Origin of the sequence: Sandarakinorhabdus oryzae, assembly GCF_009733735.1 — a bacterium.
Classification (GTDB): domain Bacteria; phylum Pseudomonadota; class Alphaproteobacteria; order Sphingomonadales; family Sphingomonadaceae; genus Sandarakinorhabdus; species Sandarakinorhabdus oryzae.
In genome coordinates, this window is sequence record NZ_WNJP01000122.1 from 1 (window position 1) to 8554 (window position 8554).

Genomic DNA, 8554 nt, shown 5'->3' on the forward strand with positions numbered 1-8554 from the left:
TCGGCCGCCGCGTGCTGGCGCTCGCGGAGCGCCCCATCCGCGCCCTCACCCGCCGCCCGCAGCCACCGCAGCCCGGCATCGAGTGGGTGCTGGGCGATCTCACCGACACTCGCGCTCTCGCCCGCCTGTGCGACGGCGCAGCCGCCGTGTTGCACATCGCCGGCGTGGTGAACGCCGCTGATGAGGCCGGCTTCCGCGCCGGCAATGTGACGGGCACCGCCAATGTCCTGGCCGCGGCGGCCGGCGTGCCGCGCTTCGTCCATGTCTCCAGCCTCGCCGCGCGCGAGCCGGGCCTGTCGCTCTATGGCGCGTCAAAGGCGCAAGGCGACAGCCAAGTGCAGCAGCGCGCAGGCGACTGGATCATCATCCGCCCGCCCGGCGTCTATGGCCCCGGCGACGCCGAAATGCGCGACCTGTTCAGTCTGGCGAGGCTGGGCCTCGGCCTCGCCCCTGGTGGCCCCACGGCGCGTATCAGCCTTATCCACGTCGACGATCTCGCCCTCGCGCTGCTGGCGCTCGCGACAAGCGGGCCGAGCCGCGAGATCCTCGAGATCGACGATGCTTCCGGTGGCTACGCGCACGCCGATCACGCCGCCGCCATCGGCCGCGCGCTGGGCAAGGCCCGCATCAGGATGATCCCGATCGGCGATGGCCTGCTCAACGTCGCCGCCGGCATCGCCACGCGGCTGGCCGGCTGGCAGGGCCAACTCCCCAAGCTCAGCCGCGACCGCGCCCGCTATCTCGCTCACCCTGATTGGGTGGCGCGCGGCGGCAATGCCAGGCTGGCCGGTATCTGGCACCCACAGATCAGCCTTGATGCCGGCATGGCCGACACGGTGCGCGACTACCGCCGGCGCGGCTGGCTATAACAGCAGCTGGCCCGCAAACAGCGCGAAGGTGGCGACCAGCCCGGCGATGAACACGCGATAGCCCCAGCCGAGATATTTATACTTCTTCTGCGCCAGCACCTGGCCCAGCTGATAGATGACGTGCGCCATGGCGTGCTGGATGGCGCGGTCATCGGCGACCACCTGGTCCAGCCAGGCCTGCCATTCCGCCTCGCTCATCTGGGTGAAGCCGCCAAAGAACAGCAGATTGGGTGACGCCGGCGCCTGCCGGCCGCCACCCAGCTTGGGCAGCACCGCCAGCACGCACAGCACGGCGGCCAGCCCGGAACTGGCGGCCAGCACCAGCAGCGCCGGATTGTGCGGCGCCTCCCGCACCACCAGCGCGAACACCACCGAATTCACCCCGATGATGATGCTGGCCTTCTGATCGGCCATCGCCGACAGCGAAACGTGATGCGCTTGGCAAGTGCGCATCATGTGGATGGCATTGGCGTGTGGTGCGCCGGGCGGGGCAGCCTCTGGATCGCTGGTCTCGGCCATGGGGCGAATGATGACACCAACCGCGCCGCTCCGCAATTTGGCCATGATGTGGGGGCAAAGGGCCAGCAAAGCCACAATCCGGAGCCACCATGACCGACCGCGCCAGCGTCTATGCTCGCATCATCGAGCTGATCGATCCCCTGAACACCAAGAAGGTGGCGCTCCTTGAGACCACCACCTTTGCTGGCGACATGGAGATGGACAGCCTGACCGTGATGGATCTGGTCGCCAGCATGGAGGACGAGTGGGACATCCTGATTCCGCTCAACATGCTGCCCGATCTGGAAACGATCGGCCAGGTGGCGGACGCCGTGTACGGCCTGGTGGCCAAGAAGGGCTGAAGGCATGACTGTTGATCTTCTCGCCAAGTACGACCCGCTGATCGCCGAGCATGCCGGGCTCCTGTCCACCGGCATCCGCGATCCGTTCGGCATCGTCATGGAAAAGGTGCTGTCGCCCACCGAAGCCATCATCAAGGGCAAGCACACCATCCTGCTCGGCACCTACAATTACATGGGGATGACCTTCGATCCCGACGTGGTGGCCGCCGGCCAGGCCGCCATCCGCGATTTTGGCGCCGGCACCACCGGCAGCCGGGTGCTCAACGGCACCTACCAGACCCACAAGGAATGCGAGGACGCGCTGAAGGACTTCTATGGCATGTCCCACGCGATGGTGTTCTCTACCGGCTACCAGGCCAATCTCGGCATGGTCTCGACGCTGGCCGGCAAGGGCGATTTCATCATCCTCGATGCCGACAGTCACGCCTCCATCTATGATGGCTGCAAGATGTCCAACGCCGACATCGTGCGCTTCCGCCACAATGATGCGGCTGACCTTGAAAAGCGGCTGAAGCGTCTGCCGCCCGAGGCCGGCAAGCTCGTCGTGCTGGAAGGCGTCTATTCGATGCTGGGTGACATCGCGCCGCTGCCCGAACTCGTCGCCATTGCCAAGGCGCACGGCTGCATGGTGCTGGTCGATGAAGCCCACGGCATGGGATTCTTCGGCGAGCATGGCCGCGGCGTCTATGAAGAGCAGGGCGTTGCCGATGATGTCGATTTCGTCGTCGGCACCTTCTCCAAATCGGTCGGCACGGTCGGCGGCTTCTGCGTCTCCAACCACCCGAAGTTCGAGATATTGCGGCTCGTTTGCCGGCCCTACACCTTCACCGCCTCGCTGCCGCCCGCCGTGGTCGCCTGCGCCGCCACCTCCATCCGCAAGCTGATGACCGCGACCGACAAGCGCGCCCGGCTGTGGGAAGCCACCCGCCGGCTGCATGGCGGCCTGAAGGCGCGCGGCTTCAACCTCGCCACCGACACGCCGGAAAGCGCCATCGTTTCGGTGCTGATGCCCGACCAGGAAGCGACCGCGCTGATGTGGTCCACCCTCATCGAGCTGGGCATCTATGTGAACATGAGCCGGCCGCCGGCCACGCCCGCCGGCGTGTTCCTGCTGCGCTGCTCGATCTGCGCGCTGCATACCGATGACCAGATCGACACCGTGCTCGGCAAGTTCGAGCAGGCGGCGCAGATGTGCAACCTGCCCTTGGCGGTGCCGGCCTGATTTCCTTCATGACGGGGCAAGACTGGGCGGCTATAGGATAGCCGCCCGGTCGCCGTCGCGCCCGGCAAAGGGACGAAAGCCGCGGCGTGACCAAGCGCATCGATCGCTATCTGTTCAGCCTGATCATCGTGCCGCTGTTCGGCACGCTGGTGGTGGCGGCCATGCTGCTCGTGCTCGATCGCATGCTGCGGCTGTTCGATTTCGTCATCAACGAAGGCGGCCCGGTTTCCGTGGTCTGGCGCATGCTGGGCAATCTGCTGCCCGAATATCTGTCGCTGGGCATCCCCATCGGCGTGATGCTCGGCATCCTGCTCGCCTTCCGCCGGCTGGCGCTGTCGTCGGAACTCGACACGCTGCTCGCCGTCGGCGTCTCCTACAAGCGGCTGCTGCGTGTGCCGTTCGTCTTTGCCGGGCTGTTTGCCCTGGTCAATTTCGGCATCGTCGGCTGGCTGCAGCCGGTCACCCGCTATGCCTATGAAAATCTGCGCTTCGAATTGCGCTCGGGCGCGCTGGGCGCGTCGATCAAGGTCGGCGAATTTGCCAATCTGGGCGGCGGCATGACGCTGCGCGTGGAGGAATCGCGCAACCAGGGCGCCGATCTGCGCGGGCTATTCGTGCGCGCCGCCGGCAAGGATGGCCAGGTCATCGCTGCCACCGCGGCGCGCGGCACTTTCCTCGCCACTGATGATCCCGAATATATCCTGCTGCGCCTGCGCGATGGCACGCTTGTGCACAGCCCCAAGCCCGGCGCGACCCCGCGCGTGCTGGGCTTTGCCCAGCATGACCTGCCGATCCGGCTGCCGGAAATGGCGGCGTTCAGGAAGCGCGGCGAGGGCAATCTGGAAGCGACGCTGCCGGAATTGCTGCGCACCATGATGACCAGCAAAGACAGGCAAGAGCAGCGCGGCGCGTCGGCCACCTTCAACCGCCGCATCGTGCAGTGCGTGATCATGTTCGTGCTGCCCTTCCTGGGGGTGGCGATGGCGGTACCGCCCAAGCGCTCGACCTCGGCGCTGGGCGTCTTCCTCTCGATCATCGCGCTCGTCACCTTCCACAAGTTCACCGAATATGGCGAGCGCATGGGTTCGCTGGGCCGGGTCGATCCGGTGCTGGCGCAATGGGTGCCCTATGCCCTGTTCCTCGGCCTCGCGCTGTGGCTGTTCCGCGTGCTGGAACGGCCGGGCGGCCAGCCGATCGGCGCGCTCGACCGCTGGTTCGGCAAGATCACTGGCTTCCTCTCCGGCCTCGCCGGCAAGCTGGTGCGGCGCCAGAACTGGGCCGACGACGTGCTGTCGGCCGGGTAAGCGCGCATGGCCCTCTTCCCGTCCAAGACGATCGCCTGGTACACGGCGCGCATGTTCCTCATCCGCGTGGCGGCCTTCATCATCGGCCTCACCGTGATCCTGCAATCGCTCGACCTCTTGTCGGAATCGGGCAAGGTGCTGGCGGCGCCGGGCAATACCGAGGCAGACCTGTGGGTCTATATCAGCCTGCGCGCGCCGCAGATCATCCAGCTGTTCCTGCCGTTTTCGGTGTTGCTGGCGACGCTGGTGACACTGGCGACGCTGAACCAGAACAGCGAGGTGGTGATCTTCAAGGGCGCTGGCCTTTCCGCACACCATATCCTCGCCCCGCTGATGGTGGCCGCACTCGGCGTGGCGGCGGCCAATTTCGTCTGGAACGAACGCATTGCCACCCGTGCCAGCGCCGCACTGAAGGCCTGGCAGGAGCAGGACTATCGAAAGCTGCCCAAGGCGGCGGCCAAATCCACCCAGAGCTGGGTGCGCGGCGGCGATGACCTGTTCCTGGCCGATGCCGTCGCCGGCCATGGCAACGGCACACGACTGACCGGCGTCACCATCTATGACCGGCGCGACAATCGCCTGATGCAGGTGGTGATGGCCGACAGCGCGACCCCGGTGCAGGGCGGCTGGAAGCTGGACAAGGTGCGGCTGTTCGACGTGGCCAGCGGCGGCATGGAAACCCGGCCGGCGCTGGATTTCGCCACCGACGTGGTGCCGCGCCAGTTCAACACCAGCAGCATCAACCCCAATTTCGTCGCGCTGTGGGATTTGTGGCCGCAGATCGGCGAACAACGCGCCGCCGGCAAGCCGACTGACGTGCTGGAGGCCGCCGCCTGGCACAAGATTTCGGGGCCGCTGTCGGCTGTGCTGATGCCGCTGCTCGGCGCCGTCGCCGCCTTTGGCCTGGCCCGCTCCGGCCGGCTGTTCGTGCGCGCGGTGATCGGCATGGCGCTGGGCTTCGCCTTCTTCGTGGCCGACAATTTCATGCTGGCGATGGGCAATTTCGGCACGGTGCCGCCGCTGATGGCGGCCTGGGCGCCGTTCCTTCTGTTCCTGCTGATCGGCGAGGCGGTGCTGATCCGCACCGAAGAGTGACCGCCGCCATTTTGCCGTGATTGCTCCGTATCAGCAGCGGCGATGAGCATGATCACCCTCAAGCGCGTTGAATCCGCCGCCGACCGCACGGCCTTCGTCGATCTGCCGTGGCGACTTTACGCCAATGATCCTCACTGGGTCCCCCCGCTGAAGAGCGAAGTGCACGGCCTGATTGGCGGCCTCAAGTCCAACCCCTGGTTCGGCCATGCCGAAGCCGCCTTCTGGCTGGCGTTGAAGGATGGCCAGGTTGTCGGCCGCATTTCGGCGCAAGTCGATCAGCTTGTGATTGCCGAAGGCGCGCCGGGGATGGGACCCGGCACCGGCCATTGGGGCATGTTCGAATGCATCGATGATCAGGCTGTCGCCGACGCGCTGTTGCAGACCGCGGAAGACTGGCTGAAGGCCAAGGGCATGACCCGCGCCATGGGGCCATTCAGCCTCTCCATCTGGGACGAGCCGGGCCTGCTCGTGCAGGGCTTCGAAGGCCCACCCACCGTGATGATGGGCCACCACCTGCCGTACTATGAGCGGCTGATCACCGCGCGCGGCTACCAGGGCGTCAAGGACATGCACGCCTGGTCGCTGCCCATCGCCCAGCCCTTCCCGGAGATGGTGCAGCGCATCGTCGCCTTTTCCGAACGCAACGCCAAGCTGGTGACGCGGCCGGTGAACAAGGCCAAGTTCGACCAGGAAGCCGCGCTGATCCTCGACATCCTCAACGATGCCTGGGCCGACAATTGGGGCTTCGTGCCGCTGACGCCGCTCGAGATCGCCTATGTCGGCAAGAAACTGAAACCGATCATCTTTGATAATCTGGTCCGCATCGCCGAATATGAAGGCGAGCCCGTCGGCTTCATGATCACCCTGCCCGACATCAACGAGCTGACCCGCGATCTGAACGGCCGCCTGTTCCCCTTCGGCTGGGCGAAATTGCTCTGGCGCCTGCGCGCACCCCGCGTGAAGCGCATGCGCGTGCCGCTGATGGGCATCCGCAAGACCCTGCAAGGCCACCGCGTCGCCAGCCTGATGGCCTTCCAGATGATCGAATATATCCGCCGCGCATCGGTCGAGGAGTTCGGCGCGTCGGAAGGCGAGATCGGCTGGATCCTCGACGACAATGGCCCGATGCGCTCCATCGCCGACGCCATCGACAGCCATGTGACGCGGACGTACCGGGTGTTTGAGCGGGCGCTGTAACGCCCTCCACACCCGCCTATGGCGACATTGCGGGCGACAGGCGTTGCTGCCATCCTTGGCTCATGGTCAGCGAACGAGAGAAGATGCGCCGAGCTGCCGCACGGCGGGTGATCGCTGATCAGCGCAAGCCACAGCCGCTTTCACTGCCGCGCGGCCCAGAGAACCTTGTGGCGCATGCGTGCTTCACTTGCCGCACGTCTTGGAAAGTCCGGCCGGAGACGGCTGCGGTTTGCCCGCAATGCAGAACACTGCTCCATGAGATGGGCAGAGCCTTCAAGGCACCCCGGAAATCAGATGCGCAGCAGTGGAAGAAGGTGGAGCTGTTGTGGCGCGCCGGATTTCGGTTCGTGCAATTCCCGTCGGCTTCGGTCGAACGCTTCCCGGATCATCTCAGGGAGGTCGAGGACTTCATCCGACGCAACCCCAACCATCCATTGCGGCTTGTCCGATAGCTGTAACGAAAAAGGGGAGCGGTCGCCCGCTCCCCGTCTTCGTTCCCGGTAAACCCTGCGCTTACTTCGCCGGGATCAGCTTCACACCCGTGTAGCGCGCCGGCGTGTTGCCGCGCTGGACCAGCATCAGCACCGTGTCCTTGCCGGCCTTGCGTTCGGCGTCCACGGCGGCGGCGGCTTCGGCCGGGGTGGTCACCGGCTTCTGGCCGATCTTCAGGATGATGTCACCGCGCTGCAGGCCCTTGGTCGCCGCATCCGACGAAGCGTTGATGCCGGCGATCACCACGCCCTGCACCTTGCCATCCAGTTGAAGCTGCTGGCGCAGCACCGGGGTCAGCGGCTGCAGGGTGATGCCCAGGCTGGCCTTGGCGGCTTCCACGGCGGGGGACTTGCCGGCGTCATCATCGGCCGGCGTGTCATCATCGTCACCGGGCAGGCCGGCGCGGGCGGCGACCACGTTCTCGGCCGGGCGCTGGGCGATGATGGCGTTCAGCTTCATGCGCTTGCCGTCGCGGATCAGCTCGACCGGCACGGTGGTGCCGATCGGCGTGGTGGCAATCAGGTAAGACAGGCTGTTGTCATAATCCACTTCGCGGCCACCCACGGTCAGGATCACGTCACCCTGGCGGATGCCGGCGCGCGCGGCCGGGCCATTGGCCTCCACGCTGGCGACGATCTCACCCTTGTCCTTGGGCAGGCCCAGGCCCGCGGCGATATCGGAAGACAGGCGCTGGATGGCGACCCCCAGATAGCCGCGCTTCACCGTGCCGCTGGCGCGCAGCTGGTCCACGACCGGCTTGGCCAGCTCGGCGGGAATGGCAAAGCCCAGGCCAACGTTGCCGCCGGTGGGCGAGAAGATCGCCGTGTTGATGCCGATCACATTGCCATTCAGATCGAACAGCGGTCCACCGGAGTTGCCCTGGTTGATGGAGGCATCGGTCTGGATATAGCGATCATACTGGCCCGAACCGATGTCGCGGTGCAGGGCCGAAACGATGCCGGCTGTCACCGTGCCGCCCAGGCCGAACGGGTTGCCGATGGCAATCGCCCAGTCACCCACGCGCGCGGCCTGGCTGTTGCCGAACTGCACGAAGGGCAGGCCGGTGGCTTCGATCTTCAGCACGGCCAGATCGGTGAGCGGGTCGCGGCCGACCACGCGCGCCTTGTATTCGCGCCGGTCCGACAGGGTGACGGTGATCGATTCCACCGGCTGGTTGCGGCCTTCGCCGGCCGAAATCACGTGGTTGTTGGTGACGATATAGCCATCGGGCGCGATGATGAAGCCGGAGCCGAGGCTGGTCGCCTCGCGCGTGACCGGCTCGCCGCCTTCCTGCTGTTCCTGGAAGCGCTTGAAGAATTCTTCCAGCGGGTTGCCGCCGGGCTGGCCGGGGAAGCGGCGCATGCGGCCGATTTCCACCTTCTGCGTGGTCGAAACGTTCACCACCGCCGGGGCCAGGCGGGCGGTGAGATCGGCAAAGCTGCGCGGCGCGCCGCCGGGCGGCATGATCGCCACGGCCGGGGCGACGGCATTCTGCGCCGGCTGCGGCGCGGGGGC

9 protein-coding genes are annotated in these 8554 nt (G+C 66.3%); 7 read left to right on the forward strand and 2 right to left on the reverse strand.

The window, feature by feature from the left end; all coding sequences use genetic code 11:
- The coding region (locus GJ693_RS11495; protein WP_156256444.1) for an NAD-dependent epimerase/dehydratase family protein at window positions 1-869 on the forward strand (869 nt) is incomplete at its 5' end.
- Here GJ693_RS11495 and GJ693_RS11500 read toward each other — a convergent pair.
- The gene (locus tag GJ693_RS11500; RefSeq protein WP_156256445.1) at window positions 864-1388 is read right to left on the reverse strand and encodes a Pycsar system effector family protein; all 525 of its coding nucleotides are present in this window, start codon (window positions 1386-1388) and stop codon (window positions 864-866) included. The two genes, GJ693_RS11495 and GJ693_RS11500, sit on opposite strands and share 6 nt — an antisense overlap.
- A gap of 89 nt (window positions 1389-1477) precedes the next feature.
- Here GJ693_RS11500 and GJ693_RS11505 point away from each other — a divergent pair, with 89 nt between their 5' ends.
- The 6 genes from GJ693_RS11505 to GJ693_RS11530 all read left to right on the forward strand — a co-directional run bounded on the left by GJ693_RS11505 (window position 1478) and on the right by GJ693_RS11530 (window position 6999).
- The gene (locus GJ693_RS11505; protein WP_156256446.1) at window positions 1478-1729 is read left to right on the forward strand and encodes an acyl carrier protein; all 252 of its coding nucleotides are present in this window, start codon (window positions 1478-1480) and stop codon (window positions 1727-1729) included.
- 4 nt (window positions 1730-1733) lie between these two features.
- Entirely contained in the window at window positions 1734-2951 is a 1218-nt protein-coding gene (gene spt, locus GJ693_RS11510; RefSeq protein WP_156256447.1) for a serine palmitoyltransferase, read from the forward strand.
- 86 nt (window positions 2952-3037) lie between these two features.
- Window positions 3038-4255: an LptF/LptG family permease gene (locus tag GJ693_RS11515; protein ID WP_156256448.1), complete on the forward strand. Its 1218-nt coding sequence runs from the start codon at window positions 3038-3040 to the stop codon at window positions 4253-4255.
- 6 nt (window positions 4256-4261) lie between these two features.
- Entirely contained in the window at window positions 4262-5350 is a 1089-nt protein-coding gene (gene lptG, locus GJ693_RS11520; protein WP_156256449.1) for an LPS export ABC transporter permease LptG, read from the forward strand.
- A gap of 42 nt (window positions 5351-5392) precedes the next feature.
- Window positions 5393-6547 carry an N-acetyltransferase gene (locus GJ693_RS11525; RefSeq protein WP_156256450.1) on the forward strand — a complete coding sequence of 385 codons (1155 nt, stop codon included), beginning with the start codon at window positions 5393-5395 and terminating at the stop codon, window positions 6545-6547.
- A 62-nt stretch (window positions 6548-6609) separates the two neighbouring features.
- Window positions 6610-6999 (forward strand): hypothetical protein, encoded by a 390-nt coding sequence (locus GJ693_RS11530; protein WP_156256451.1) that lies wholly within the window; start codon window positions 6610-6612, stop codon window positions 6997-6999.
- Window positions 7000-7060: 61 nt separating this feature from the next.
- Here the strand turns inward: GJ693_RS11530 and GJ693_RS11535 are convergent.
- Window positions 7061-8554 (reverse strand): Do family serine endopeptidase (locus GJ693_RS11535; protein WP_156256452.1); only part of this gene is annotated, 1494 nt, incomplete at its 5' end.